Here is a 26,502-nt window from a genome sequence, read left to right as displayed (position 1 = left end):
ATTGAATGTGATGAGTGCCCACCCTATCGGGGTGAGACAGTCCCGGGAAGACAGGGGCGAGTGCAGCCTGGTATTGGCCAAACCCGCGAATAGTGGCTAGTCTAAAGAAAGCTAAAAAGTGATTGGGCATGTAGAGAATCGAAATTATCAGATGACACGGGATTCATTTTGACTACGAAGCTGGTTCCGAATTTACTTAATATAACTCCAATTATTTTGGGAGAATAGTATGTCAAGTAGGTTGAGTTTCGCGTGTAAGAAGATCATTATAATTAATGCAGTAGCTACTTCTATATTTATATTGATTTATATCGACTGGCTGCATATCTATTTTGACATGGATTCTGTGCTTGCTATTCTGCTCAGTGCATTTACATACACAGTAGTAAGCTATTTCTTCAAGAACGTTGTTACAAAACCGATCTTTTTCAGAACAAAGAAAGCTCTTGAATTATCCTCGTTGTCTGTCGGTGTAATTTTATTGCTTACTTATGCACTATTACCATTTGGATTTACACCTGTTGCATATGATGTTGTGTTTTTTCTACCACTGATGGTTATATCGTTCTTTTTGATTCTGTTAGCTATTTTCATATCAGCACTCTATGTTTTTATTAAAGATAGAGAGCCAATAAGACAGGCACAGTAAGAACATTCGTACAGGACTTTTCCGGCCATGTACTGCCGGGGCACGAAGTTTCCGGAATACAGCATGTGCCAATGCTCAATCACTTGGCTATCTGTCCAAGCCTTAGCTTTCTCGGCATTGATGTTTAGCGAAAATACCTCAAGTATACATAGACACCCATCATTACAGCTTGTAACTGTAATGGGTGTCCAGTTAGCTCGCTAATTCTTGAAATTAGAAAAGCTAGGGTCCTACGAATTTTCCTACACTCAGCGGCTTTCAAAATCCCATTTATGACAGTTGGGATTATTGAAATAGAGTTGGGCGTCCAAGGAACCTCTATTCACTGATTATTATTCTCGATACCAGTTTTTGCGTAACCGGTACGATCACCATGCTAACCGGAAACGCGACCAGCATGGATATTCCCCAAGCCCCAGGCCATTGCTTTATCACATCAATGACGTCGGCTAACTCTATCGACAACATGGCTAGAGACATCACGCCTGACATCGCAAGCGACATGAAAAAAGAAAATGTGTGAAACTGGAACCTGCGCGGAATCATTTTGGCAATCTCCTGTTGGTTATTTTTTAGGCCTGTTGCAGCGGTGACAATGCGTCTTCTAGCTGCGCGACCATCTCCGGGTTGGTGAGTACACCTTCGTCCCGGTCAAAGTTCTTGAAGAAATCAGGGACTGACAAAGAGGCCATCACCTTGCCCGCAAAAAAGTGTGCGGATTCAACAGCAAGGGATAAAACACTTCTCGCGCCACTCGCGCCCGGCGATGTCGAGAGCATGATGATTGGTTTGCCCTGATAGACTTCCCGGTTTTTCCGTGAAGCCCAGTCAAACAGGTTTTTATAGGCCGCGGTATAGTTGCCGTTGTGCTCCGCGTAGGAGATCACCAGCGCATCTGATTCCGCGATTTTATCGAGAAAGCGGGATGCTGCTTCGGGTATGCCATGGGCATCCTCGAGGTCGCTGTTGTAGATGGGCATCTCATAGTCGCTGATGTCGATAATGTCGACGTCGCTGTCGGGCAACAGGGTAGAGGTATAGCGAATTAGATCCTTGTTGATCGATTTACGGCTATTGCTTGCTGCGAATGCTAATACTTTCATGTTCTTCTCCTGTTAAAGTGATCACTCAAGATCTGTGGGATTATTCGAGGTGGCCGAATTTACCAGCCGCATAGTCTGCTTCAACCTGTGCTATTTCAGCCTCATTGTTCATCACGAAGGGGCCCTTCTGGATGAACGGTTCCTTAACGGGTAGGGCGGAAAATAGGGCAAAGTGTGCGCCTGAGTCGGTAGCATCGGTAATCTCAATCGTATGGGCAGCAGAACCGGAAGTTGTTTCAATAGCGATGGATTCGCCTGCTTGAAGTCTTACTTGTTCAGCCGCAAGAGTGAGTTCGACCTCGCCTTCTATTGCATATACCCATCCGTTTTCTCCAGCCTGCAAGTCGTGGGCAAAGGCTGATCCGGCAGCGATCTTTCCGTCGAGAATGGTCATGGGCAGCGCTGGTGATACCTGACCGGTAATGCCGTTACTGTCTCCGAGTATGACGCGAACCCGGCTGCCTTTGCTTTCCAGGACGGGTATGTCCTGTGCTTTAACATGCAGTGATTCGGGCGCATCTCGTTTCATCCGCGCGGGAAGGTTCACAAATACCTGTAAGCCGTGAATGCTTGCGCCGACCCTGGGGGCCTCATCGTGAACAGCGCCGGAGCCGGCTTTTAGCCAGTACAGGTCGCCAGCCATCAAATCAAAGTCGTTGCCAAGTGAATCCCGGTTATGGAATTTGCCCTCGCTGTCTTCAAAGAGCACGGACACAGCGGAGAGGCCAGCGTGGGGGTGGGCACCAAAGGTCGGTTCTCTCATGCGGTAGTGATCCACCATTACCAGCGGATCCATTGCACCAGCGAAATCCCGCTCCCGAAATGAGACCCCGGTAAACCCCGTGCCGATGCTGAGTGAGTGGCCACGCTTGGGCCGTGTGACAGATGCGGCCGGACTGCGTTTGACAACCGATTTTTCGGCTAAAGAGGCAGCTGCGTTCATTGCTCGATCTCCTGGTTGGTTCTGGTTGGATTACGTCGTAGGTACGATTGGTATATTACCAATGGAACGATAGGCTCGTGCAGGTGCAAAAAATGAATCTTTCGTTCTATAATCAGAACAGGTAGCGCCTCAACCGGGAGACCATTAGATGCCATGATTGACCTTAATGATTATTTTTACTTCGTTCACGTGGTTGAAAAACAGGGCTTTTCTCCCGCAGCGAGAGCCCTTGATATGCCCAAGTCACGGTTGAGTCGACATGTCTCCAGGCTGGAAGAAAGGCTTGATACCCGGTTGATACAACGCTCCTCGAGGCAGTTTAACGTCACTGAAGCTGGTCAGGTTTTTTACCAGCATGCAAGGGCGGTGATCGAGGAAATGGAAGCGGCCGAAGCCGCGATTCAAAGCCGGAAGGCGTCATTGAGCGGGCGCGTTACCATGAGTTGCTCGGTAGGTGTTGCCCAGTTTGCGATCCAGGACCTGGTGGTAGACTTCCTGGCAAAACACCCAAAGGTAGAACTTGTTCAGCAGGTAACCAACCAGACGATCGACCTCGTTTCCTCGGGCATAGATATGGCCATCCGTGGCCACCTTGACGCACTGCCCGATTCGGCTCTTATTCAGCGTCACCTGGCGAGTGTCTCCTGGCACCTGTTCGCAAGTCCCGATTATCTGACTCGAACCGGCACGCCAAAGTCGCCCTATGATTTGCTTAAGAGACACAGTTTGAAGGTTGGCTGGCAGCCGGTAACCGGACACTGGAGTCTGGAGCACACGGATGGGTTAAAAACCACCATACCTTTTAGCCCGCAACTTTGCAGCGATGACATGACTACGTTGAAACAAGCGGCGGCGAAAGGGCTGGGTATAGTGAGCTTGCCAGCTTATACCTGCAGGGATGAACTCAATGATGGATCGCTGGTGCGGGTCCTGCCTGAGTGGGTAGCCGGGAAAGCACAATTGAGCCTGGTAACGCCAACGCGCCGTGGACAATCACCCACTGTTCGTGAACTGGCCAATCACCTGTTAAACAATTTGAATGCTCGGGTCGGAGACCCACCGCGTTAGCCTCTCCGAGCAACTATTTGGCACTTAATAATTGGCTGTTGCCAGTCGTTCCCACGCTGTGCTCCGGCACACCGAAGAGACTGGCCGTAGGTCGCCACATCGTGTTTACGTCAGTTACGGAGTAGGCCCCGTTAACCTGGGGGCAAAACGTTAAGGCACGTTTGCCGCCCTGGCCTTCCTAACGGTAAGCCTGCTCAACGGCCTGAATCGGGAACGCCTGATGACGAACCGGATGCAACGTTCCGCTCTCCATTAGACGTGTTAACCGAGCCAGCCGTTCAGGCGTGTACTTCGCTATGCCGGTACGGAACGCCGGACCAGGCAACAGGGCGGAACGGATCATCGCCAGCAACGACTTTACCCCAAAGTTGGTTGTAACCAGCCGACCTTTTGGGTTAAGCATGTGTCGGACCCGGTGGAATGCCAGGTTGCCTTTGACGTCAAAAATCACATCAAACGAGGTCTTTATTGTGTAGACAGACTGGCTTTGGTAGTTGATCGCACCGTCCAGCGCCAGGGCTTCCAGATGCGATGAATCACCGCCGGAGCCCCACACCTCGGCACCGGCCAGCTTCGCCAGCTGTACAGCGTACTGGCCGACGGCCCCAGTGGCACCATTGATCAGTATGGATTGCCCGCTAACGAGGTTGGCCTGTTCCAGAAAGAACTGCGCCGCCATCGCCCCATAAGGCACCGCAGCAGCGTCATCATGGCGCCAGCTGAGCGGCTTGTGATGGATCATGGCGTTCTGATCGATGCGCAGATACTCGGCGTGAGCACCGTTGTTGACATAGCCGAACACCTCATCACCCAGCCGGAACTTGGCCACGCGATCGCCGGTGGCTTCCACGGTTCCGGAGAACTCAGAACCGGGTATCGGCGACTTCTTACTGATCAGTCCCATGTCCATCCTGGCGCGATCGCCGGCATTCAGAGTGCTGGCTTTCACTCGGACCAGGACGTCGTTGGGCCCTGTCGTCGGGGTTGGCCAGCTTTGCAACGTGGCTTTTTCTGAGCGAGCTTTCTTGTTGAAAATGATGGCTTGCATGGCGAGCCTCCTTCAGGTTGCGTTGGATGATGGCAACGGGGTTGCGGTGGTTGAGTCGGGACGTCGAACCCCTTTGATCAGCAGCCAGAGGCACAGCGACACTTCCGCGATGAGTGCCGGAATCATAATGAGTGGGTAGTCGTTCGAGCTGTAACCGTCGATGAGAAACTTCGCAGCGCTGTCGATCAGGTAACTGCCAAAAGCCAACGCCAGCAACGGCCCGAAGACGGATGGGAACAGATCCGAACGGTACAGCAGATAGCCGAGTACCAGGCAGTGAAACGCAAAGAAGATCAGACCAATGGAATAGCCCACGGCATGCGCTTGGAGGCCGAACAGTGCCACCGCTTGCAACTGGTCAACGGAAAACACGCTCATGTAGGTCGGTGCATCCAGCACCATGAGCGCCAGAAAGTGGTTCATCATGTTCAAACCCAGGGTCGCATCCATGGCCAATCGTGTCAGCAAAGCGGCCATTGCCAGGGTCGGGCTGGTGGGTTTGAGCAGTTTGTAGAAAATCAGCGCCAAAGACAGGTCAAACATCAGCATACCCAAATCGGCGACAAAGGCGATGCGGAACAGCAACGCATTGTTGAGGATGTTTTCAGCGGTGGCCGCCGGGTCGTTGGGAACGGCCAGCGCCGTGCGAACGCCGACTTCACTGAACAGTCCGAAAACGATGATGCCCAGATAGAGTAGACCGCCGATGCGGGCCAGGGTCACTGGCGAGAGTTGGTTTGAAGGGAATGTTGTCATTGTTCGATCTCCTGGTTGGTTTTGGTTGGATTACGTCGCAGAGACGATTTTTATATTACCAATGGAACGATAAGCTTCTGTAGACGCAAAAAGTGAATTAATTGTTCTGTAAGTAGAACGATAAATGGCTCAACCGGGGCACTATTAGACGCGGTGATTGCCTGAATTTTTATTTACTTAGTTAACATGGTTGAAAAGAAAGGGTTTTTCCCCCGCAGTGCGTGCCCTCGATATGCCTACGAACCGTTTGAGTTGACCTGTTTACAGACTGGACGACTGTTAGTGACTCACTGGCTGGAAACCAACATTGAGTAGCTATAAACGCTTGGTTTTTATGGCAAGTGTTAATGGGTATGACGTGGGTGTTTCAACAATCGATGACAATCAGGAGTGTTGGTAAGATGACGGGAATCAAAGAAAACACTGAAGACGAGAAAGATAGGGAGGACAACACGCCTGGAACCCGTGAAAGTTCCTGGAAGCGTGTGACGACGCGGGACATGTTTTGCCGGCTGTTTGCAGACCGCGAACTCTCGCAAGGTAGCCTCAGGTTTACAATACACAGCGATGGCATGATGACTGGCACCGTCGATGGCCTTGTTCTGTCTGGAAACTGGACATGGGAGGACGGCTACTTCTGCAGGCGTGCTCATCTGGCCGAAGAAGATTTGGGAACCGATTGTGAAATTATCGAAAGTGACGGTCACAGAATGAGATATTTTCCGAGTAAGGGTGAAGGTAAGGCGCGTATTGTTTCCTAGGACGAGCTACTAGAACAGGTGATTCGCAGGGCATCCGCTCTAGCAACCTTTCAGGGAGTATTGATTGTTAGCATGGCTTTAGGATATTCCGATGGGTGTCTTCGGAAGTACTAGGAAGGGTTACCAGGAAAGCTGTGATATGTGGTCGCTGACTGCAGACACCGATTAAAACAAGGCATCGGCCAGTGCATCAAATACCAGGTTAACGGCCGGGTTAGTACGCAGTTCGCGATGACACACCAACCAGACTGGAATCTCCATCACCGGCTCGTCTTTGGGAAATAAAGAAGTGAGCTCAGGCATTTGGCTGCCAATATCCGTCGGCAAGAAAATAAGGCCCTGGTCCAGCTTTGCCAGTTCGATGTGCAGCAATTGAAATTGGGTGATGACTGGAAAGCGGTAGGTATCGGGCTTACCACCTAGGTTACGAAGATTGTCTTTTACGCTGTTGCTGACATCGTAACCAATAAAGTCTGCATGCCGGAGGTCTTTAAGATGCCTGACCCCGGGGAATCTCTCGGCGTATTGGGGGGAGCAGTATAACCCTATGGGCTCATCGGCAATTTTCCGGGCAATCAGATCATTCTGTTCAGGTCTGAAACTGCGGACAGCGATGTCGGCTTCCCGTCTTTTCAGGTCGGCTACATCGTTGGATACGTCGATGCGAAGTTCGATGTCGGGTGCAATCTGGCGGATCGTTCGGATAACCGGGGGCATTCTATAAAGAGCATCCAACTGACTGACCGATACCGTGACCAACCCCGACAAATCGGTTCGTTGCCCGAGCGCCATTAGCGACAGTTGATTCGCGGCTTCCGCCATTTGCTTCACATAACCCACCAATTTCTGACCGCTTAGCGTCAGTACCTGGCGCTTGCCCACCTGCTCAAACAGAGTGACATTCAGCTCCTGCTCCAGTGCCGCAATTTGACGGCCGAGTGTGGGTTGAGACATGTTTAAGGACCGGGCGGCCGCCGAAAGAGACCCCTCCTCAGCCACAATCAGGAATGCGCGTGTTCTGTTCCAGTCAAACTGTATCGAACTCCAATCCATGCGTTAAAGCATACCTCGCAGTACTTTTTAGGTGATTTGGCTGCCTTTGTGTATGGATATACTGGCTCTAAATCGTTATCCGGTCAACGTTACTGGCCGACCGTGACGTTTCCGACAGTTGAATAATAGAGGCAGATGCCATGAAATTCTTTATCGCCGGAGCTACCGGAGCAACCGGCCGGCACGTCGCCACGCTCTTGCTGCAACAGGGCCACAATGTCGTCACTGTGGCGCGCAACCCCGCAGCGCTCCAGAGCGAAGTAAGCCTTTACCCACACTTGAGCGTAACTGCCGGCAGTGTGCTAGACATGGCGGATAGTGACCTCGACAACCTGATTACAGACTGTGACGGCGTGATTTGCTGCCTGGGGCATAACCTGACGTTCAAAGGGATGTATGGCGCGCCCCGGTTATTGTGCCGTGAATCCGTTGAACGGATGGCGCACTCGATCATTCGCACCCGACGTCAGCAGGCTGAGCATCAGCCACCAACCAAGTTCATACTGATGAACACCAATGGCAACCGCAACCGGGATCTGGACGAGAAGCTCAGTAGGGGTGACCGACTGGTGATTGGCATTGTTCGCTTGCTGTTGCCCCCTCATCGGGATAATGAGTTGGCCGCAGAATTTTTGAGAACGGATATTGGTCAGAATCATCAGGATATCCGTTGGGCCGTGGTAAGGCCCGACGGCCTGGTGAACCAGGACCAGGTAAGCAATTATGAGAGCTTTCCCTCACCGGTTAGGGGGGTGGTGTTCAACTCCGGCCAGGTTAGCCGCATCAATGTGGCCCACTTTATGACACGGTTGGCGTGTGACGCGGGGGAATGGCAGAGGTGGGTGGGTCGAATGCCTGTCGTGTACAACGCAGAATAACCCCTGACTGTTAAACCTTTTCGATGAGGAGACTGCGTGTGAAGTATGCTCCGTACTCATTATTGTTGCTGATGAGCGTGCCTGTCTGCTTGATGGGTATACTGTTGGTGTGGCCACCCAAAGAAGCGCCGTCAGTAGAGGTGCCTGGGAAGTTATACATCTACCACGCCGGTATCACCCATACCGTTGACAGTGGCATTCACGATAATGGTTCAATGGCTGTAAAGGGTGAGCCTGGTGCAAGCGATGTGCCGGTGCCTTATCGGCCAGGCTAAGGGTTAGCTGCGTCTCGGCGTTGGCACGTGTTCTTGGCTGACCGACTGTTCATCTTCAATATCGTCCGCGAAATCATTGTCTTCTTTGTCCGGGTCAATGCCTTCCTGATCGCCATTGTGTTGTGGTGTATAGAGCAGGCGCGTGTATAGCGGAAAATGATCGGACCCTATAGTCGGTAGTCGTTCAATATGAACGATTGAGAAATGCTCACTGTGAAAGATGTGATCCAGTGGCCAGCGAAGTATGGGCCACTTCGCATGGAAGGTGTTGAACATGCCACGGCCGATTCGTGGATCCAGCAAATGACTCAATTTTCTGAAAAGCCGGGTTGTTCGGGACCATGCCACATCATTCAGGTCACCGGTGACAATGACAGGCTGCCTGCGTTCAGCCACGCTACGGGCGACCATCACCAGTTCGGCATCGCGTTCTGCAGATTCTTCATTTTCTGTGGGGCTGGGGGGAGCCGGGTGTAAAAAATGTACGCGGATCCCGTCTCCCGAACGAAGCCGAACCAGCGCATGCATGGATGGAATGTTGTCTTCTACCAGAAAAGATATCTCGGTATCCTCGAGTGGCAGTCTGGAATAGACATGCATTCCGTACAAATTATCGAGGGGACATTTAAGGGTATAAGGCATCTCTGGTTCAAGGACGTCGAGTTGATCTTGCCACCATTGATCAGATTCCAGAGTTACCAGAATGTCGGGCTTCCGTTGTTTTACCAGGTGTACAAGGCGGTCTGCTTGTCTGTTGGGAGTCAGAACATTGGACGTAATGATGCTTAAGCAGCGATCTTCCTGAATGTCACAGGCTGTTCTGACTTCAAATGTCCAAATTCTCGTATAGGGTGCAATCCAACGGGCTTGCCACAACAGGCAAAATAGGCAGCTTGCGATAAGCACTGTACTGAAGGGTGTAATGGGCAACCAGTAAAGTTCTGCTAGCCCCAGCAATAGAGCCAGTATCGCGAGTTGAAGCCGGGGGAAGTCCATTACCCGCACAGCCCAGTGCGACTGCTTCCATAACGGCAGAAGCGTCAAAACCAACAGGGTGGCGCTGAGTGTGGCAAACGAAGCAATCATATTTGTCTCGGTGTGAATACGATTAACGCCTGATGATGCCACAGTTGACGGCATTGGGTCTCGTCTGGTCTCGAAGACCGGTTATCATGGCTGGTTGTAACTGAACAACGACAGTGTTGAGTAGCCATAACCGCTCAGCCAGGAGTGTTTTCGATTAGGGGAGGCTACTCTGTCGAGGGACGGAACACTGGCATCGATGGCCGTTTTCTCGGGTTCAATGGATGCATGGCTCGCTTGAGCCATGATAGCGACCCACGGAACATACGCTCGTTTTACCCATTGCCCGAAGTTATCGAATTCAAAGACATGCGTTGCGCCCGGGTAGGTGTCTGGGCGGCTGGGCGAGTGATCGTCTTCAGCCAGGGTCAGTGTGCGTCCACCATGGCTCAGCTGGGCAATGAAGCCCAAGCCTTCCGCCGTGTGGGCCGGTCGACGCAGTACGGTAATGAGTTGGTCGCCGACATGAATCGAGTTGGAATCAATGGAACCGTCGTAATGAAAAGCACGCAGCATGTACCTCGCATTGAGTCGGCTATGTAATGGGATCGTCCAGGTCAGGCCTCGCGTACCGGGCTTTTTGGGCCGACCAATCGCCTGGAAACCTGAGTAGTCGTCTGTTTTTTCCAATAACTGATATTGGTAGGCTCCTACAACACCGGTCCACTCAAACTCCAGGTTCCGAGCCGATCTGAATGTAAGCTTCAGTGTTGGTATTTTGGTCATTGGCTGACGCGCTGTCTTGCTTGAATGCATGCGAGTCTTTCTGGTCGTCAGTTTGAGCGTGAACAGTACTACCATTAAGAGCCCTGCACATTTGGCGATTAGGGCGATAACGCTAAGAATATCCATGAATATGTCTCTCTACTAATGTTGCATCAAAGGGTTTGGCGCTTTCGCGAGTCGGTGCCGTTCTAGCGAATGCCACCTAATGGTTCTTTCCCGCAGCGTTGGGCTGATGTGCACCAGTGATCAGCCTAGGCACCGCAAGAGACGAACCAAACCTATGTAACGGATGCAAAGACAAGATTCTCTTTCTCTTCCTGTTTTCTAGGTTCAGTTCACTTTCCGAGTGGAACTGTAGGGTACAACCGTTTGTAGAATCGTTTGAACGTGACTATTGATTGTTACGCTTCCAGAACTACTGTTGTTTTTAACGAGGGGTGTGACATACCTGTTTCGTTAAAAACTGTAAACGTCCCATTAACCAGGAAGGCTGATGCTCTGGCTTAGTGACATAGGCCAGAGTGCTGGATTTTACAGCGCACCATATCGGTGCGAGAGTGGGCGTGTCTTTAGGGTCTGGCAGTCTACTGGAGCATGACGATATAGAATGAATGCCTGGAGCCATCGTTCGTAGAGATTTAGCGGCAGTATCGGCTAGCCGGCTAAAAGGAGGGAACTAAAAGGGTCGACATGCCGGTGTGCTATCAGAATTACTCGGTTCATAGCCTAACCTTATTTTTGTGATGTGTGTCCCGCTAGCCTCGTAGAAACGTCACTGTAATAATTGGGTGTTAATAGGGTAGGCCACGAGTCTGCTATCACGGTTATGCAATCCATAGCTCAGTCCTGTTTCGTGTATGTGTCTCTCCGGCTGGCGTCCACAAACCAACTGATCGTCATCACCCGCTTATGCCATCAGGCAACCAGATTCCGTATGACCCTGATTTGGACATCGTATAAGCCCTGCCGGGCTAGTTACAGCAGGGTAAGGGGCTTGTCAGCAGACACTCATCAATGTTTATATTGGACGATAACGGTCGGCGCTAAAGGATGGGTAGTTGACCTGTTACCAAAGGCTGAATAACGTTAATATCTAGGGATATCGTGATGAGTGACAAGGGAACTAATCAGAAGGTCTCTGCTTTACCGGTAAACGTATTGATTGCTACTCTGGGTACACTCTTGGCCGCATGTGACGACGTCGGTGCGGGTGGCAGTGGCTCCGAACCTGCCACAGGGCTCTTTCTTGGCGGTGCAGTCACTGGTTTGTACTACGAAACGGATTCTCGGTCAGGGCATACCAATGCCAGGGGTGAATTTACCTATTTGCAGGGAGAGTCCGTTACTTTTTCTATTGGCGGTATACGGCTTGGAACAGGCCCCGGTGCTGAAAATATCAGCCCATTCGACCTGGTGGGTGCCGAGCCACCCAGCTCAGAAAAAGCCATTCGTCGCGAGCTCATAAACCATAAAGATGTCAGCGGGTTCGACCAGGCAACTAATATCTATGCTTTGTTGTACTTGCTTGATAATGACCATGAACCCTCCAATGGTATCAGCCTGCATGACTGGGACATCGCCTTAGCGTCGACTTCGCTTAGCTTCGATGAAAGCACATTCGGGTTTTTTTACGGTACACTTTACGAGTTTTCTAAAAAGCACAATGTCCCGGGCTTTGATAAACTGGAGCCGGTTGAGGTGGTTGTTAGTCTATATGATTCACTTGGTATCGCTGTTCCAGTCAATGTCGAGATAACACGCTCTATAAGTCATGGTGTAGATACTCCCGTCAATGAACGCTATACCTATGAGTATGACGTACAAGGTAATATCACATCTGAGACCATAGATTTAGATTATGACGGAAATGATGAGGAAATAACCAGCAACACTTTCGACGAAAGCAGAAACCGGTTATCAACATTTATTCAAAAAGATGTTGATGACAATGGAACACCAGACCTGACAAAACGTATGACGTCTACCTATAACACGGCTGGCAAACGACTCGTTTCAACCTCCGAAGAGGATGTCGGTGCGGATGGAGTTCTGGATTCTATAAGCGTCACTACAAACCGTTATGATGATCAGGGTAACAAGTTAGTCACTCTTCATGAGCAAGACGACGATGCTGATGGGTTAGTGGAGAGCCTGATCAGGAGAACCTATAGCCATGATAACAATGGCAATCGTCTGTCAGAGCTAACTGAAACCGACATCGACGCTGATGGAATACCAGATTCAATACGGTCGGATCAGTATACCTACGATGCTGAGGGCCATGTAATAACCTATGCCAACGTGGTTGATTCCGATGCCGACGGAAGGCCAGATCGGAGTTATTCGGGGAGTATGACGTATGACACACGCGGCAACCAACTATCCGATGTATTAGAAATTGACCTCGATGGCGACGGATCACCCGACAACATTGAGACAACCACCATTACGTACAGTGACCATGACGAGGTTCTAAGTAACACAGTAGATTATGACGACGATGCTGACGGGCAACCAAGCGTCAGGGAAAGCTACGTTTATAGTTATGACGATAGAGGTAATCTTTTATCGGAGTACTTTGAAGCTGATATTGGTGTCGATGGCGTGGTGGACTACAGTGACGAGAACGTTTTTACTTATGACTCCAGAGACAATCAGCTATCTCACGTTCAAATACGGGACTTTGATGGTACCGGAGGTCGTGTTTTCAAGATAGAACGCACGTATACCTATGACGACGGAAACAATCGTTTGACGTATCTGTACAAAGAAAGTAAAGCTGGTGATCCTGGTCCATACCTTACTGAAAGCAGCTCGTACCGGTATGATGAAGACGGACTTATGATTGAAGAACGAACGGAGCGTGACTCAGACGGAAGTGGCATTGTAGACGGCGTTTATGAAGTAACCTTTACTTATGGTGACAGCGGTAATCTCTTAATGAGGCACGCAAAAGAAGACACCAACGCAGATACTATTCCGGACACTGAGGCAGTAACGACTTTCACCTACGAAGTTCTGGATGATGGCCTGTTCAATCTTTTAAAGTCGTATTGGCCATAACTCAGTGGAACGCCAAGCATGATCCCGGTGCCAGAAAACCGCTTTGAGCAGAGGCTATGACGCAGGGTTATGGTAGTATGCCAGCCTCATCAGCAACCTCATGCTTTCGTGACCAGGATCCAGGAACTGTATTGTGACTAATAATGATGTTTTGCGACGTATCCGTTATACCTTCGATCTGAACGATCGAACGATGGTCAGTATTTTCGCCCTGGCCGACTGCGAGGTAACTCAAGATCAGGTGGTTAGCTGGCTAAAAAAAGAAGAAGACAATGAGTTTCTAAAACTGACGGACAGAGAGTTGGCTGTATTCCTTAACGGTTTCATCAATTTCAAACGTGGAAAACGTGATGGCCAGCAGCCAGAACCAGAAAGCCGGATCAACAATAATAAGATATTCCAAAAGCTCCGAATTGCATTGAACCTGAAAGCTGATGACATTTTGGGCATTCTACAGCTGGTCGATCTCGATCTGAGTCAGCATGAACTCAGCGCTTTCTTCCGAAATCCAGAAAGCTCAAATTACCGGGAATGCAAAGATCAGGTGCTGCGTAATTTTTTGCTCGGGGTGCAGCTGCAGTTAAGACCAGGGGATGCCGGCTCGGATCCGGTGGCCGGGTAAGCCGTCGGGGTCACTCATCGTTGTGGTGTCAGTAGAGGTAGGCGCAAGCGGCCGTGTGTCATCACGGGTGCAAGGCCTACATGCAGGGGTTACTGAGCGTTGCTGCGCTCCTGGCTGGCATCGGTAGGAACCAGGGCGCGTACCAGACGTTTCATGCTGAGCATGCCTACTGGCTCGCCATCCTGCATAACCCGATAGGTGAAAGAGGTGTCACCCTCCGACCGTGCGATGACCGATTCAAGGTTGTCGTCAGCGTCTACCTCCCCGGCGCAGTCAGCGGGCGTGGTTTGCGTGGTGTCCATGACCGAACGAACACGAAGCACGCGAGCCCGGTTGATGTCGCTGATGAAATCCATAATGTACGGGTCGTTCGGTTGCATCAGAATTTCCTGGGGTTCACCTTGCTGCACAACGTAGCCTTCTTTCAGAATCACCAGATGATCAGCAAGTTTCAGCGCTTCGTCCAGGTCGTGGGTAATGAACACGATGGTTTTCTTCAATTCGCGCTGCAGCTCAATAAGCAAATCTTGCATGTCGGTCCGGATCAGCGGGTCAAGCGCGGAAAAGGCCTCGTCCATCAGCATGATGGGTGCATTAGAGGTCAGAGCACGGGCGATACCCACGCGCTGTTGCATGCCGCCGGATAACTCATGCGGGTACTGGTTTTCATTGCCTTCCAGCCCTACCCGAGCCAGCCACTTCGTTGCCTCTTCCTCGTAATCGTCGCGATCGAAGCCGCGGGTGGCGAGTGCCATGCCGGCGTTGTCAAGAACAGTCCAGTGCGGTAACAGCGCAAAATTCTGGAAGACCATGGTCATGTGCTGGCGACGCAATTCACGCAGTTGCTGGTCGTTGTAATGAAGCACATCCTCACCATCGACATCGATGCGACCAGCAGTAGGCTCAATCAACCGGTTGAGGTGCCTGATCAGGGTCGACTTCCCGGACCCCGAAAGTCCCATGATGACGGTTATCTCACCTTCGCGCATATCGACGTTGATGTCTTGCAATCCGAGTACATGACCGTGCTCTTCCAAAAGCTCCGACTTACTCATCCCCGCTTTCACATGTTCCAGCGCTTTCTGTGGGTCGTCACCGAATATTTTGTACAGTTCCCGAATCGAAATTCTGATTGGATTATCACTCATGCCCTTACCCTCAGTCCTTTCTCGATGAGTCGATGCGTGCCAGCGATGCTTTGGTGACCCGGTCGAGAATGACCGCAAGCACAACAATGCCAAGACCCGCCACGAGACCGACGCCCAGCTCCAGGTTACGAATACCACGCAACACAAGCACACCGAGTCCGGGGGCGCTGACCAGTGAGGCGATCACCACCATGGCCAGGCTCATCATAATGGTTTGGTTCACGCCGGCCATGATGTTGGGCAGTGCCAGTGGAACTTGCACTTTGTAGAGCTTTTGCCGGTCTGTCATGCCAAACGCATTAGCCGCCTCGATGATGTCTTTGTCGACCAGTCGTATGCCGAGGTTGGTCAAGCGAATGACCGGGACGATGGCATACAAGATAATCGCGATCCCATAGAGCTTGGATTCGGTCACGCTGAACAGAAAGATCAGCGGTATCAGGTACACAAAGGGCGGTAGTGTCTGCAGCATGTCGAGCACTGGGACGGTTAAGCGTTGCATGGTGTCACTTCGGGACATGGCGATGCCAATGGGCACCCCAAGTATCACGCAAATGAAGGCGCACACAAAGATAATCGACAAGGTTTGCATTGCGTATTCGTAGTGATCAATAAACGCCAGGCCGCCCAGGCAGACACCAACAAAGGCGACCAGTTTCCAGGACTGAGTGACCAGTTTCACCACAAACAAGAGTAATGGAATGACGATCCACCAGGGTGTGGACAGCATCGCGTAAAGCGTTCCGTCGAGCATCCAACTCAGCGGTTGCGTCAACGGGTCGAGCACAATGCTCATAGAATCTTTCGCGCCCAGAAAGCCTTCTTCGAGTCCCTTAGTCAAATCTCTGGACTGTGGAAAGGATCCACAAGCGTCGTTGAGTGCGTCCATCGAGGGGAATGGAAAGTCCCAGGCGGAGACAGGTGCGCCGTCTTCTGCGCCCGTGTTCTGATTCATCAAATCGGCCATGGACATGGGGCCGTCTTGCCCGTTGCTGTCACACCAGTCTTTCAGGCCCAAACTGGAAAATACAGAGTCGTATACTGCCATAGTGTTGATCGATCCGTTAAGTGTCTGGCAGGCAGACCTGTCTGAAAACCGAAAAGGCATTTAGCCTGCTATAGGTTTTCAGTCAGCCCCGCTTGCCATTGATCAGAAAAGGGGCGACGCCTGGTCGCCCCATACAGATAGGGCGGGTAACCGAACGGTTAGTTGATCAGGTTAGCCAGATTGGACCGCGCTTCATCATTCAACCACTGTGACCATTCGTCTGAGTAGTTTTGCAGATAATAAACAGTGGCTTCCTCACCAGAAGCATTGTTTTCATCCATCCAGGCGAGGATGGAGCTCATCACACTGGTCTCGAAGCTCAGGTGGCTAAGCATGTCGGCCACCTCAGGTTCGCGCTCCTGAAAGTCTGTCGTGATGGCGGTCAGGATAGGCGCAGCCGGGAAGTCTGATACGCCCGGGTTGTCTGCATTCTGGTTCTGGTTTCGGGCATGAATGTCCTCATCAATCTCACCCAGATCGACACGGGTCATGTCGTATTTACCGAGCGGTACAGTTGGGCCCCAGTAGTAGCCGAACCAAGGTTCACCGTCTTCTACGGCTGAGGCCATGGACGAGGCCAGAGTTTGCCCAGAACCGTGGTTGAACACCTCGATACCACTGCTTTCCAGGTCCAGTGCGCGCACCAGGTTGTCACTTACTACCCGGCAACCCCAGCCGTCCGGGCAGTTATTGAACATGCCACCGACGAGTTCCGGGTTGTTCATGACCCCCTCAATGGTGGTCAGTTCAGGGTGTTCTTCGGCCAGATAAGTGGGGATCCACCAGCCTTCCACGCCGCCGGGTTCCAGCACTCGCCCAAGGCGCTGGATACGGCCTTCCTCTTCCAGGCGGTTGTAGACTTCACCGGTCGAGTTCAGCCACAACTCGGTGACAATGTCGGGTTCGCCGTTTTCCGCGACCGACGTTACGGCGGGGACTGTGTCGGAAGGAACAACAGTGACGTCACATCCGTATCCATTTTCCATCAGGAATGTCGCGACACCGGTAACGACCTCGTTGGAAGCCCAGCCCATTTCAGTAATCGACACTTCGCCACAATCGGCAAATGCCGCAGATGACATTGACAGCGCGCTCGCCGCCATTACCAGGGTTGTTTTACGCATACAGAGTACTCCAGTGTTGCAGAAAAATTAGACTCAGCGTTTGAGTAACGCTGTTGCTCAGTAACCGCTCACCGGCGGCGCCAGGAATCGGGCGATGCTGCGACCGTCGCGAATACCCGCGTTGGTGATGGCGGTAGGGTGCCGCATGCTGAGCGGAAAGAGAGAGGGGTGGCCAGTGGCCGATTGCAGTTGGAAGCTGAGGGAGCGTAAGGGTGCCAAAGACAGAGTACAGAGCGCTCCAGCAATCACGCCTGCGGTGGCAGTGATCGGCAGTGTGCTTCTGATTTTCGAGTTCGTGGCAGCTCGCAAACGGTAAACCTCTTCAGCGTCGAGGCCGCGTACCCTAGTGCATTTGTGACGTGATTCCAAATTTTTAACGCACATATTGGTTTTCAGTATGTAATGGCAGCACTCAGTAAGCCCGTCGCAAAACCGCCTGGTGCGCAGCATGAGCGCCTAAGGGCGATGTTTAGAATTATGATTCGAAACGGACCCATTTTTTATGTCAACTTTAAGCGACCATTGTTTTAATCGGTGGTAATGGACCGGGATGATTCGGTCGACCCAGGCATTGCGGCGATCCAGTCGACCCGTGTCGTGGTGCTCAACCGGACGTTCTTCGGTACAGTAAACGTTCAGTTGCTGTGTTGAACCGTGAACGGCTGTCCTGCTTGATAGCGCATCCAAAGCTACCTAGTCAGACCTACCAATGATTGGCCTACCGCTGCAGACGATCGTTCTTTGTACAGTTTGCAACGTAGTAGAGCGTGCTTTTTCAACCCCTTTCAGCATCCAATATCAGGTTTCGGGAGTACCCAGGGGTTGAACCATTAATCCGTTGCACAAGAGATACGCTATGAGATTGCAAGCCCCCAGAGCCATAATCGACTTCACCACCAAGGATATTTATGGCGAGCCCATTCAATTGAGTGCCTTTAAAGGCAAAAAGGTGATGTTGTGCTTCTTTCGGGACGCTGCCTGTCCGTTCTGTAACTTTCGGGTGTATGAATTGACCCATCGTTACAAAGAATGGCAAAAGGATAATGTTGAGGTTATCGCGGTTTTCAGTTCTACGAACGATGAGGTTCGCAACTACGTGGCCCGTCACCCAAGGCCTTTCCGGCTGGTAGCAGACCCAGATCTTGAGATTTACAACCGTTATGGAGTTGAGCACTCCGGGTTTGCCTTGTTCAAGGCGCTGCTGTTTAAATTGCCGCGTATCTTCATGGGTATGAAAAAGGGCGGCTACCCCTCCAAGAACCCGAATGTAAAGCTGGTACCTGCAGATTTTCTGATCAACGAAAAGGGCCATATCGTGGATTGCTGGTATGGCCGCGATACCAGTGATCATATGCCAATGAAACAGGTTCAACGCTTTATCCAGGCTCCTGGGGCAGAGAACCCTTCCATTAAACGTGTGGCATGAGGCTCTCTGGTATCTTGATTAATGTCAGATGGATGTCTGGCTCGTGACTGGGTTCAGCAAGTCTTGCGGCAAATTGACAGGCGTCTGCCAGTGGCGGGTATAGGTTCCCGCCACCGGATACAAACATGTCACCAGTAAGCCGAGGCAAATCCATCTACACCGGATACCAACGTCACATCGACTGCTGCAAGGCTCCTTCGACCGTCAGATTGACGTTGGTCACTCGGTCTTCCCAGTCATAATTCTCAACGTTCAGGAGGGTAGCTTCGCCATTGGCGGAATTGCGTCGCGTACGGTCGGATGGTTGATCCTGCGTCGAGATTGAATCGAGCGGTATCGCTGGCCCAGCGGTGATGTTGTATTGGCTGGCATCAATGGCTGTGAACTTGCCGTTCATCGGTGCACCGTACGCTCGCTTGGTGATGTTGCCCAGGGCCCATTGAATGGAGCCCGCCCCGTATTCATTGATCATCCAGCTCCAGTCCCATTGGCTGTAACCGTTGATCTGCCGGTGCAGGTATTGATCGAGCACATCCTCGGCTGCGCTTTATCCGTTGCGATCACCAAAGGTATACACCTCCCAGGGCCGGTTGGTTGGGTGTTCTGTCCGGGCGTTGCCACTCCAGCGCAGGAAGTTTTCGTAGGTCAGGTCGTAATCCATGTACATCTGCGAGGTGTACGGGATGTCTGCCATTTGCTTGAAGAACGTAATGGTGATTTCGCGTTTGGTGCGCGGTGGCATTTCAGCCCGATATTGCGCACTTTGAGATACGGTGGTGGTTTCACCATTGGTTTCGCTCCACCCCTGAGTGGCGTGTCTACCTGCGCATGCGGCTTATCAATGCACCTTCGTAGGTAGCAATATAAACCGCAGAGGAGTCGTTAGTTTTATCCCCAGGTCATTTCGCCTGTGGCGACCTTGGCGCCTATTTGCAGGGCAATGCCCAACCCAGCCTCTGGATAGCGGGCATTCATCGCTGCTATAAGGGCCGTACTGTCAACCGCCGTTTCCAGTTCTTCCTCAAAGGCCAGCAAGTAGTCTCTGGTGTAGCTGATAGCCGAGGCATCTGTGGCATCGCTGGTTTTCATATGGCCTGGAACGACGACGTCCGGATTGCGTGCCAGCATGGCATTGAGGCTATGCACCCAGGCTGCACGTTCTTCGGGGCTGGAAGTGTCTGCCGTCCACACGTGAACACCGGAGAACACCATCACGCCACCAACAATGGCATTCAGAGAAGGCACCCAAAGGTAACGACGGTTGCTAGTGCCCTCGACGTCGACGATGTTTATCACATGCTCTTCCAGCTCAATGGTCTGGCCGTCGAACGCCTCTGGCATCACAATGTCGGCCAGAGTCTGTGGGCCGTTTTCTTTTAATTGCGGGCCCCAGGTTTCCAGTTTTTTTGCCACATTACCCTGAATGGCTGCGATGGTGGCAGAAGCCGCAATTATTTGCGCTTCAGGGAAAGCTGCTTGAATTGGAGCCAGGCTGAAATAGTAGTCTGGGTCGCTCTGGCTGATGTAAATGGTTGTTAATTGCTTGCCGCTTTGCTGAATGGCGTCTGCAACCGCTTGCCCGTCGGACAGGGTAAAGCCGGCGTCAATCAGAACCGCCTCCCGTGTTCCAGAAAGCAAGACGGGCGCTCGGTAAAAACCCTGTTCGCCCGCTGCAAAGTGTTGCCAGCTTAGCCCCTTGTTTGCCGCCCAGGCACCTTTGCCAAGTAGGGTAGCAGCCGCAGTGATGGTGGCTGCAGCTTTTATGACATTACGTCTTGTAACCATAGGGTTTCTCCCCGTATCGATTAATGATTAATGAACATCTGTTGTAGACAGTTCTCAGGCTGCTCGCAGTTGCTCGGCCAGGGCACCCGGGTTGGAAAACACGGCTGAGGTATCGAGCAAAGAATGGCCAGACTCGGATTCGAGAATCAGCGTTGGTACACCTCGGGCACCGAATTGATGCAACAGTGCCTGCGCCTGGCCTACGCGTGTAAGGCTGGCTTCCTGAGCGTAGGCGGCAGAGTGCATCATCAGTGCGGCGGCATCGTTGAGACCGAGCCGCACGAGCACGTCGGCCAGTACAGAAAGCGAGGTGACATCCTGCCCGTCAGCAAAGCGAGCAAGCTGGATGTGTTTGAGTGCTTCATGCTCCCGTTGTGGTTTGGTTAATGCCACGGCGGTCAGCGCCCGCGTGGCAGGGCCGCTATCAAACCGTCGCTCGCGGTCGCCAAGAACCGATTGCCGGTAAGTCTCTGTGAAGCGTTGGCCGGTAAGGTGCGCAATGCGCTGGTCGTTAGACCAGGCGAATGCCGCAAAATCGTCATCCATGGGCCGTGACGCCTGGTCTGAAAACAAGCCAGTAGGGAGTAGGTTGAGGGTAACGTCTGTCCCCTGCGCCAATGGGGAAATAGCCGGCATTATGCCGTAGCACCACCCGCACAGTGGGTCGAATAAGTAGTGAAGTGTCTTGTTCATGAGCATGCCTCCGTAGTTGCCGCCCAGATTAGACGTAAAGATTTGACTATTAAATACATACAGGATATACATTCCGTATGCTAAAAACATACAATCGTAACGAACCTGGCCTGGGTGCGTTCAGTAATTTGCGCCGCCTCACCTATTTCGCCGCTGTTGTGGAAGCGGGCTCTTTCACCGCGGCCGCTGATCGCCTGGGTATCACCAAGGCGGTAGTCAGCCAGCAGGTGGCCCGGCTTGAACAGGAATTCAAAACGTCACTCCTGGTTCGCACCACGCGCAGCGTAAAACCGACTGAGGCTGGCCTGGCCTTCTACTTGCGCTGCGCGCTCATTCTGCGTGAAGCGGAGGAGGCCTTCGACGAGCTAGCGGAAACATCGGCTGAGCCCTCGGGAATGTTGCGGCTCACCGTACCCTTTGACTATGGGGTGAGTGTCGTCGTACCGGCCATAGAGGCCTTTACTCAGCGCTACGCGGCCTGCAAGGTGGATGCGATTTTTAGCGACCAGACGCTGGATATCATGTCGGGCGATATTGAACTCGCCATTCGGGTGGGGTGGCTTGCCGACAGTGGCTTTCAGTCGCGGAAAATAGCCGATTTTCAGCAACTGCTCGTCGGCGCGCCGAGTATGGTAGCCCGGGTAGCAAGGCATGCTCGGCCACAAACGTTAAGCACATTTCCGTTTATCGCCAATACGGCTTTACGCGACAGTCTTCGTTGGACTTTTTCGCTGGGCGAGGGTGAGTATGAAACCGTTAGCATGCAAGCATCGATTTTTCTTGATGCTACCCTGGCCGTGCGCGAAGCCGTTTGCCTGGGGGCCGGTTTGTCCGTTCTGCCAGATTATGTGGTAGCAGACGATCTGGCCGCCGGGCGTCTTATCCAGGTGTTGCCGCAATGGAAGCTACCAATGGGTGGTATTCACGCCGTCTTCCCTGCTGCCCGGTACCGGCCCGCTAAGGTCCGCGCTTTTGTTGATGTATTGGCAGGAAGGGAGCAGCAACGACAGGCGATCAGCGCGGTTGAATAGCAGTGCCCGAGAGCTGGGTGTCGAAGTGTTCAGTTGGGTGTTGCAATTGAAACTGGTACTGACCATCCACTCAATTTTGGAGTGTTCACGATGAGCGCATTTCTAATCGTAGATACCAAGATAAAAGATCACACAGCTTATGAGGAATACAAGACGCTGGCTAAGCCGATCGCCGAAAAGTTTGGTGGTGTTTATCGGGCAAGAGGCGGCGTGATGGATGTCAGAGAAACTGAGCTTTGGTCTCCCTCCCGGATTGTCATCATCGAATTCCCGGATATGAACAGCGCGCAGGCATTTGTGGATTCTGAAGAATACGCTCCGGTGAAACCAAAACGTACCGATAATGCCGAATGTACGTTGTTCATAGTAGAGGGCAACTGATCTGGGGGCGTCAGTTTGACATGGTTCACCACTCAAACGGTGGCTGCGGTAGCTTGCCCGTTCGGGTCTACACCATCAGTTGCACCGGCCATTCACGAGACAGGCTTGTAGAGCATCGCCCTTAGGCGGTTCTGATGGAGCTTCATGGGTCGTTGACAATAGCCTTCCTATCCAGTGACCCAGTGGCAAGTCGGCAACGTGGCCGAGTGCCTTCACACGCAAATAACCCTGTCGATCGATCAATAACACAGAAGGCGTTCCCTGCAGTTCGTACCGTTGCATGGTTTGGGGGATAGGGCCGTTTTCTCCCGGGGCGTCCACAGCTATAGGGAAACCCAATCGATATTCACTGATAAACGCAGCAAGGGCTTCGTTGGTCATCACGTCGTGGTGTTCAAATACGCTGTGTAACCCAAGTACACAAACGTCATCGGCTGTGAAGTATTGATGCAAACTCTTAGCCTGGGGAAGACTGTGGCTAACACAGGCAGGGCAGAGCATTTGGAAGGCATAGATGACAACCACTTTGCCTCGCAGCTCAAGTAAATCGACAGGAACGTTAGTGTTATACCAGGTCTGTGTGCTTAACTGGGGCGCACGTGTAAGGGGGCCTTCAGACATGGGATTCTCCTTGTGGGTAAGGGCACCGTTCAGGTGCCCGGTGAACGATTACTGGTTGATTCTTCCGGGAAGTTCCAGGGAACCTGCGGTATCGAATACATCGGTCACACACAACAAAGGCTCATGCACACTTTGGTTCACTCTCAGACCGGCGGTCACTGCATCGAACTGCATATTTTGCAGCGAAACATTGCTGTCGAACGCCACATGAATGTCCAGGCTCTCCTCGTTAAACATGGGTTGCCACCCTGGGCTGTCAATCAAGATGGGAAGACCCGGCCAGGTAGCGGGAAGGTGTGGGCTTTCACCCTCGGGAATGTCCACCACACCTAACCCGCCGTCTGGGCATTGTGGGTGCGGCGCCAGCACGACCCAGTGGCTGTGCCAGGTATCTCCATCGTTGTTCAAATGGCCATCGCGATTTTCATCAAACAGAGGCGTGTCGTCGAAGTCCGGGTGGGCGGTAACGGCCAGTGACAAGACACCGGTATCGGCCGCAAACCCCACGGCCGAGGGGCTGAGGTTGGTCGGCCATACATAGGAATACACGTCGCTGCCGGCAAGGCTTCCAGTGGCCTTTGCCCTGGTATCACCCGAGACGCCGGATACCGCCATGTGGAAGTGTGCACTTTGCCCGTTACTGGTGATGCGGGCATGAACAATGTCGAAGTCCGCTTCAACCTCGGGGTCGGTCGGGGTGAGAATGCCAGTCTCATGGCCCTCGTGAGCGGCGGCGAAGCAGGGGATGAATAAGGGCAACAATGACAGTGCATGGATGGTTTTCATGATAAGTCTCCATAGTTTGGTATCGAGTCGATACGATATTAATGTGCCTGCCTGAAAATGAGTTGTCAACATAGTATTTAGTCGATACTATTTGGTGATGTCGACTGAACTGCTTGAACAACTCATAGAACGAATTTCGGGTGTGCTTCGCCACGACACGCGGGCGCAGTTATCTTCCGAGGGCTTACAGCCGGTGCAACTGGAAGCGCTGGCCTATCTTGCGCGCGCCAACCGTTATTCTGATACGCCCATGGGCGTGAGCGAATACCTTGGGCAAACCAAGGGAACCGTGTCGCAAACGCTGAAAGTACTGGAGAACCGCGGGTTACTGACAAAAGTGCCTGACGCAGAAGATCGCAGGGTTACCCACTTGCGTCTCACCAATCGTGGCCGGGACATTCTGGCCCGGGTACGTCCAGCCCCGGTGCTGCAGGCTGCTGCTAAGCAACTGACGCCACAAACCCTGGGTGCCTTACATGACCACCTCACCGAATTGCTAAAGTTGATGCAGCAGGCCAACCAGAATCGGAGTTTTGCCCAATGTGTCGGTTGCAAGCATAATTCAGGGACTGAGACAGGCGAATTTTGGTGCAACCTTACCCAGGAGCCTCTAACTACAGAGGAGGTGCAGTTAATTTGTCGGGAATTCGAGGCGCCCTAGGATTGGCAGGAGGTACATGATGAATACACTTTCTTTTCTTACAGCCGTATTGATCGCAGTGACTTTAGGGTTGGGGCTGGCATCCTGTGCGAAATCTGATGATGTCGTTACCGCACAGGATGTCGAACAAGAGACCAGGGAGCTGATCAACACGCTGAGTCAATACACCGCCAACCAGCGTGACGAGGCCGTGGAAAAAGCCGGTCAGGCACTGGAAAGACTCGATAGTAAGATCGATGAACTCGAAACCCGAATTGACAACAACTGGGAATCGATGAGCCAGCAAGCTCGCCAGGATGCCAGGGCCAACCTGAATAGACTGCGCGAGCAGAGAAGCGAATTGGCTGGCTGGTACGACAACTTCAGAAACAGCTCGGCCGGTGCCTGGGATGAAATGAAAAAGGGCTTTACCGACGCCTACCAGGTAATGAGTGATTCCTGGGTAAATGCCAGGCGTGCATTTGAAGACGACGACGAGTAAACGATAGGTGCAATGGCTTACCGATGTTCAACGTCGATTGCTTCGCGATAGATTCTGGGGGAGCGCCCCGTCTTGGCTTTAAAAAAGCGGGAAAAGGCAGAATGCGAAGAAAAAGCCAGCCAATCGCTCACTTCCTGTATCGTTAACCTTTCTTCGGTCAATAACTTTATTGACACCTGAAGCTTGACTTCAGACAGTAGCAAGCTGAAGTTTGTATTCTCCGAATTCAGCCTTCTGTTTAATGTCCAGCGACTTACTTGCAGCGCATTGCACAGAATTTTCAAAATATCATTCTGCTCTGATATTCTCTTTGAATAGATGGCATTAAAGATAATTTCGGCGACAGAGCTGGATAGCTTTCCTGCAGAGAATAGGTTTCTTTTAATGTTATTAATTTGCTCTTTTTGTAATGTATGGAGGGTTCTGTTAAATGAATTTTGAGATTTTTCCAGGTCGTTGTTATTGATGATAATTGAGTTTTCATTTTGATCTAGCACGCAACTGGTCTCAAACTTTTCATCGAAATTTCGCTTTTTGATCAGATTTTTTGCGGTCAAACTAACAGCCAATGGTGCCTTGGGTGAGTGGAGGTGGATAATATCCGACAGTAAAGCAATATTCCCCAGGGCATTAATGGGATGTGCTGTCTCGGAACTTGATGTTAAATAGGTTATTTTGGTTCTATCACTGTTTTGGCTGATGGTGAAGTAATCGCAGTTGCCAATGATGCAGGCGTTGTGGATGAAGGTGCTAATGGCTTGTTCTGTACTCTCTTGATTGACGCAGTAGCTGATCAGCTCTGGAAATAGACAGTGATAGGTTGGTATGGTGTTCTCAAGCAACGAGGTTATGACCTGATGCTCAGCCTCCCGGTCATGGCTTAGCTGATTTAGCAGGTAATTGTGCTTCTTTTCAACTATTCGCCCATAGGGCCTTTCCATTTCATAGGGCGTGATGTCACAGGTGTCAAATACCGCCTTCAGTTTTTTGTTGCTCTTGGATTTTTCATAAGTGCCTTGATAGATAATATTGGAAACACTTTTATTGTTCATCGACTGTGCCTTTACCAATAGTGGTATTGCTGATATCTACTTCTAACATAAAGTTGTTAGCTGATAAGGCGGTTTTCTGTATCATAGAGTAACAATTGTTACCGTCTGTGGCCGCTACGGTTCCAAGCTCTGCTGGTCTTCTATTGGCTATTGCTCAGAAGGCAAAAGCGTTGATCATTGGCGGAAATCTTCTCCCAGCACTCACCCTTGCTCCAAAGTGGTTACTATCTGCTCTGT

The 26,502-nt window shown here is 51.6% G+C and carries 26 protein-coding genes and 1 pseudogene; 10 read left to right on the top strand and 17 right to left on the bottom strand.

Translation table 11 applies throughout. The features are described from left to right. Nucleotides 1-967 precede the first annotated feature (967 nt). The 3 genes from EP166_RS21770 to EP166_RS15115 are packed head-to-tail and all read right to left on the bottom strand — an operon-like array spanning nt 968 to nt 2,695. Nucleotides 968-1,195, bottom strand: a complete 228-nt coding sequence (locus tag EP166_RS21770; protein ID WP_127558559.1) for a DUF2798 domain-containing protein — start codon at nt 1,193-1,195, stop codon at nt 968-970. A gap of 26 nt (nt 1,196-1,221) precedes the next feature. Further along, nucleotides 1,222-1,752 carry an NADPH-dependent FMN reductase gene (locus tag EP166_RS15120; RefSeq protein WP_127558557.1) on the bottom strand — a complete coding sequence of 177 codons (531 nt, stop codon included), beginning with the start codon at nt 1,750-1,752 and terminating at the stop codon, nt 1,222-1,224. 40 nt (nt 1,753-1,792) lie between these two features. Continuing rightward, nucleotides 1,793-2,695 (bottom strand): pirin family protein, encoded by a 903-nt coding sequence (locus EP166_RS15115; RefSeq protein ID WP_127558555.1) that lies wholly within the window; start codon nt 2,693-2,695, stop codon nt 1,793-1,795. Between the two features lie 153 nt (nt 2,696-2,848). Between EP166_RS15115 and EP166_RS15110 the strand changes: the two genes are divergently transcribed. Beyond that, nucleotides 2,849-3,763, top strand: a complete 915-nt coding sequence (locus EP166_RS15110; RefSeq protein ID WP_127558553.1) for a LysR substrate-binding domain-containing protein — start codon at nt 2,849-2,851, stop codon at nt 3,761-3,763. A 178-nt stretch (nt 3,764-3,941) separates the two neighbouring features. Here the strand turns inward: EP166_RS15110 and EP166_RS15105 are convergent, their stop codons facing one another. Both EP166_RS15105 and EP166_RS15100 read right to left on the bottom strand, forming a co-directional pair. Then, the gene (locus EP166_RS15105) at nt 3,942-4,811 is read right to left on the bottom strand and encodes an NAD(P)-dependent alcohol dehydrogenase (protein ID WP_127558551.1); all 870 of its coding nucleotides are present in this window, start codon (nt 4,809-4,811) and stop codon (nt 3,942-3,944) included. 12 nt (nt 4,812-4,823) lie between these two features. Continuing rightward, nucleotides 4,824-5,567, bottom strand: coding sequence for a DUF4386 domain-containing protein (locus tag EP166_RS15100; protein ID WP_127558549.1), 744 nt, complete (start codon nt 5,565-5,567; stop codon nt 4,824-4,826). Nucleotides 5,568-5,968: 401 nt separating this feature from the next. Between EP166_RS15100 and EP166_RS15095 the strand changes: the two genes are divergently transcribed. Continuing rightward, nucleotides 5,969-6,328, top strand: a complete 360-nt coding sequence (locus EP166_RS15095) for a hypothetical protein (RefSeq protein WP_127558546.1) — start codon at nt 5,969-5,971, stop codon at nt 6,326-6,328. A 165-nt stretch (nt 6,329-6,493) separates the two neighbouring features. Here EP166_RS15095 and EP166_RS15090 read toward each other — a convergent pair whose 3' ends face one another. After that, on the bottom strand, nt 6,494-7,381 hold the full coding sequence (locus EP166_RS15090) for a LysR family transcriptional regulator (RefSeq protein WP_127558544.1): 888 nt from the start codon (nt 7,379-7,381) through the stop codon (nt 6,494-6,496). 140 nt (nt 7,382-7,521) lie between these two features. Here EP166_RS15090 and EP166_RS15085 point away from each other — a divergent pair, with 140 nt between their 5' ends. After that, nucleotides 7,522-8,259: an NAD(P)-dependent oxidoreductase gene (locus tag EP166_RS15085; protein WP_127558542.1), complete on the top strand. Its 738-nt coding sequence runs from the start codon at nt 7,522-7,524 to the stop codon at nt 8,257-8,259. Nucleotides 8,260-8,537: 278 nt separating this feature from the next. Here the strand turns inward: EP166_RS15085 and EP166_RS15080 are convergent, their stop codons facing one another. Next, the gene (locus EP166_RS15080; protein WP_181952726.1) at nt 8,538-9,620 is read right to left on the bottom strand and encodes an endonuclease/exonuclease/phosphatase family protein; all 1,083 of its coding nucleotides are present in this window, start codon (nt 9,618-9,620) and stop codon (nt 8,538-8,540) included. A gap of 84 nt (nt 9,621-9,704) precedes the next feature. Continuing rightward, entirely contained in the window at nt 9,705-10,133 is a 429-nt protein-coding gene (locus tag EP166_RS15075) for a hypothetical protein (protein WP_127558540.1), read from the bottom strand. A 1,317-nt stretch (nt 10,134-11,450) separates the two neighbouring features. On the opposite strand from EP166_RS15075, the gene EP166_RS15070 reads away from it, so the two are divergent. Together EP166_RS15070 and EP166_RS15065 are read left to right on the top strand one after the other, a co-directional pair. Beyond that, on the top strand, nt 11,451-13,406 hold the full coding sequence (locus tag EP166_RS15070) for a hypothetical protein (protein WP_127558538.1): 1,956 nt from the start codon (nt 11,451-11,453) through the stop codon (nt 13,404-13,406). Nucleotides 13,407-13,539: 133 nt separating this feature from the next. After that, nucleotides 13,540-14,028, top strand: coding sequence for a YehS family protein (locus EP166_RS15065; RefSeq protein WP_127558536.1), 489 nt, complete (start codon nt 13,540-13,542; stop codon nt 14,026-14,028). A gap of 89 nt (nt 14,029-14,117) precedes the next feature. Here the strand turns inward: EP166_RS15065 and EP166_RS15060 are convergent, their stop codons facing one another. The 3 genes from EP166_RS15060 to EP166_RS15050 form a co-directional block, all read right to left on the bottom strand. After that, nucleotides 14,118-15,176, bottom strand: coding sequence for a quaternary amine ABC transporter ATP-binding protein (locus tag EP166_RS15060; protein WP_127558534.1), 1,059 nt, complete (start codon nt 15,174-15,176; stop codon nt 14,118-14,120). 10 nt (nt 15,177-15,186) lie between these two features. Further along, entirely contained in the window at nt 15,187-16,224 is a 1,038-nt protein-coding gene (locus tag EP166_RS15055) for an ABC transporter permease (protein ID WP_127558532.1), read from the bottom strand. Between the two features lie 158 nt (nt 16,225-16,382). Beyond that, nucleotides 16,383-17,348: an ABC transporter substrate-binding protein gene (locus EP166_RS15050; protein WP_127558530.1), complete on the bottom strand. Its 966-nt coding sequence runs from the start codon at nt 17,346-17,348 to the stop codon at nt 16,383-16,385. Nucleotides 17,349-18,204: 856 nt separating this feature from the next. Here EP166_RS15050 and EP166_RS15045 point away from each other — a divergent pair. Then, nucleotides 18,205-18,774: a peroxiredoxin family protein gene (locus EP166_RS15045; RefSeq protein ID WP_127558529.1), complete on the top strand. Its 570-nt coding sequence runs from the start codon at nt 18,205-18,207 to the stop codon at nt 18,772-18,774. Between the two features lie 172 nt (nt 18,775-18,946). Here EP166_RS15045 and EP166_RS21535 read toward each other — a convergent pair. The 3 genes and pseudogenes from EP166_RS21535 to EP166_RS15025 form a co-directional block, all read right to left on the bottom strand. Beyond that, nucleotides 18,947-19,531 (bottom strand): annotated as a pseudogene (locus EP166_RS21535) (aerolysin family beta-barrel pore-forming toxin); the annotation flags it as partial. Between the two features lie 131 nt (nt 19,532-19,662). Beyond that, on the bottom strand, nt 19,663-20,559 hold the full coding sequence (locus EP166_RS15030; RefSeq protein WP_127558523.1) for an MBL fold metallo-hydrolase: 897 nt from the start codon (nt 20,557-20,559) through the stop codon (nt 19,663-19,665). 54 nt (nt 20,560-20,613) lie between these two features. Continuing rightward, the gene (locus EP166_RS15025) at nt 20,614-21,252 is read right to left on the bottom strand and encodes a DsbA family protein (RefSeq protein WP_127558521.1); all 639 of its coding nucleotides are present in this window, start codon (nt 21,250-21,252) and stop codon (nt 20,614-20,616) included. 77 nt (nt 21,253-21,329) lie between these two features. Here EP166_RS15025 and EP166_RS15020 point away from each other — a divergent pair, with 77 nt between their 5' ends. Together EP166_RS15020 and EP166_RS15015 are read left to right on the top strand one after the other, a co-directional pair. Beyond that, a complete protein-coding gene (locus tag EP166_RS15020; protein WP_127558519.1) occupies nt 21,330-22,283 on the top strand; it encodes a LysR family transcriptional regulator in 954 nt (317 codons plus the stop codon). 90 nt (nt 22,284-22,373) lie between these two features. Beyond that, entirely contained in the window at nt 22,374-22,664 is a 291-nt protein-coding gene (locus EP166_RS15015; protein ID WP_127558518.1) for a DUF1330 domain-containing protein, read from the top strand. A 75-nt stretch (nt 22,665-22,739) separates the two neighbouring features. On the opposite strand, the gene EP166_RS15010 is transcribed toward EP166_RS15015, so the two are convergent. Next, nucleotides 22,740-23,285 (bottom strand): peroxiredoxin family protein, encoded by a 546-nt coding sequence (locus EP166_RS15010; protein WP_127558516.1) that lies wholly within the window; start codon nt 23,283-23,285, stop codon nt 22,740-22,742. Nucleotides 23,286-23,333: 48 nt separating this feature from the next. Next, the gene (locus tag EP166_RS15005) at nt 23,334-24,071 is read right to left on the bottom strand and encodes a hypothetical protein (protein ID WP_127558514.1); all 738 of its coding nucleotides are present in this window, start codon (nt 24,069-24,071) and stop codon (nt 23,334-23,336) included. 97 nt (nt 24,072-24,168) lie between these two features. Here EP166_RS15005 and EP166_RS15000 point away from each other — a divergent pair, with 97 nt between their 5' ends. Both EP166_RS15000 and EP166_RS14995 read left to right on the top strand, forming a co-directional pair. Continuing rightward, nucleotides 24,169-24,732, top strand: a complete 564-nt coding sequence (locus EP166_RS15000) for a MarR family winged helix-turn-helix transcriptional regulator (RefSeq protein WP_127558512.1) — start codon at nt 24,169-24,171, stop codon at nt 24,730-24,732. A gap of 16 nt (nt 24,733-24,748) precedes the next feature. Further along, nucleotides 24,749-25,213 carry a sll1863 family stress response protein gene (locus EP166_RS14995; RefSeq protein WP_164743961.1) on the top strand — a complete coding sequence of 155 codons (465 nt, stop codon included), beginning with the start codon at nt 24,749-24,751 and terminating at the stop codon, nt 25,211-25,213. A gap of 17 nt (nt 25,214-25,230) precedes the next feature. Here the strand turns inward: EP166_RS14995 and EP166_RS14990 are convergent, their stop codons facing one another. Next, nucleotides 25,231-26,265 (bottom strand): helix-turn-helix domain-containing protein, encoded by a 1,035-nt coding sequence (locus EP166_RS14990; protein WP_127558508.1) that lies wholly within the window; start codon nt 26,263-26,265, stop codon nt 25,231-25,233. Between the last annotated feature and the right edge of the window lie 237 nt (nt 26,266-26,502).

The organism is Saccharospirillum alexandrii (assembly GCF_004000275.1).
In the GTDB taxonomy this organism is placed as follows: Bacteria; Pseudomonadota; Gammaproteobacteria; order Pseudomonadales; family Natronospirillaceae; genus Saccharospirillum; species Saccharospirillum alexandrii.
This window is presented reverse-complemented; position numbering and strand designations above follow the sequence as displayed.